Origin of the sequence: Pseudomonas sp. L-22-4S-12 (genome assembly GCF_009799935.1) — a bacterium.
Taxonomy (GTDB): Bacteria; Pseudomonadota; Gammaproteobacteria; order Pseudomonadales; family Pseudomonadaceae; genus Aquipseudomonas.
On record NZ_WELL01000017.1, the window covers coordinates 1 to 1,368 of the forward strand.

Sequence of the window (1,368 nt, forward strand, 5' to 3'; positions counted from 1 at the left end):
CCTAACAATGCGTATATGGACTCTCCCCACAAGTAGTGGGCAAAGCTTTTGATCTGCTCTGTCGTCGGTGCGGTTGCATGCGTATATCCGGCCTTCGATGGGCGCAAGGCCCTGGCCATTCTGTAGTTCGCGCAGCGGGGGCCAAGCGCTCAATCGATCACACGGATCATGATTGTTATCGGCCTTGTTCCGCTGCAGGACTCGCCCGTTCCGACAGTGCTGCTTTCCACCACAACCACCGTGATCACCCGCTCGCCGTCAGGCGGGCGGCATGCTTTGCCAGTTGCCACTGAAGCGCCGTTCATGGCACCACACGGCCCAGCAAATCCTTACCAGCTTGTTCGCCAGCGCCACCGCTGCTTTGTTCTGCCCAATACGCGCGGCCGTTTCGGTTGCCCAGCGCTGCAACGCCGTCATGCGCTCCGGCGTACTGCTCTGACAGCGCTGGGCAGCCAATAAGGCAGCGCGGGAGCCATGGATCAGTAAGGTGCGCACGTAGGTGTTGCCCTGCCGGCTGATATGCCCCAGTTTGCGGCGATCACCGCTGCTGTGTTCTCTCGGGGTCATACCCAGCCAGGCACTGAGTTGACGGCCATTGGCAAAACGCTCCGGATTTCCAACGGCGGTCTTCAGGGCACTGGCTGTGAGCAAGCCAATGCCACTGACTTCGTCGAGCTTGCGGACAACTTCATCCTCGGCATGCCAGCGCGCCAACTGCGCCTCGCACTCGTGCATCGATTGCTCGTACAGATTGATCTCACCCAGTACGACCTGCAGTGCCCCACGCAAAGCAATGACTTCCGGGCGCTCCAATAGCTCACTCGCCACCCGCAAGAAAGCCGCTGTGGCGGCCGGCGCCTCGATGCCCATCTCGCGGAAGATCCCGCGCAGTAGGTTAATCCGCTGGGTACGGGACTTCTTCCAGGTCTCACGCAAGTTGTGCAACTGCTGTAATTGCTGCTGCTCGTGGCTCTTCACCGGCACTGGGTGAATGCCCTGGCAACGCGCCGCTTCCAGAATGGCATCGCAGTCGTTGCGATCGGTCTTGTTGCGCCGCCGATACGGCCGCACATAGCGCGGGTGCAGGAGCATCACCCGATGACCACGCGCCTGCGCTATTCGCCCCCAGTAGTGCGCCGTGCCGCACGCCTCCATCACCCACTCGACAGGCTCCACCTGCTCCTGTACATATCGGGCAAACGCACCACGGTTCAGCCGCTTGCGCTGAATCACCTCGCCGGCACGGACACTTTCGGCAACTTGGTAAACGGACTTGGCCAAATCAACTGCTATGCGCTTCATTGACACTCTCCCGGTAACACGCCACTCGACATCTAGAGTGTGGCGCGGGGAAAGTCCATTACAGCA

The 1,368-nt window shown here is 60.7% G+C and carries 1 protein-coding gene; it reads right to left on the bottom strand.

The annotated features are described in order from the left end of the window. Nucleotides 1-258: 258 nt before the first annotated feature. Nucleotides 259-1,302, bottom strand: coding sequence for an IS110 family transposase (locus F3I16_RS20935; protein ID WP_160495451.1), 1,044 nt, complete (start codon nt 1,300-1,302; stop codon nt 259-261). Nucleotides 1,303-1,368: the final 66 nt, after the last annotated feature.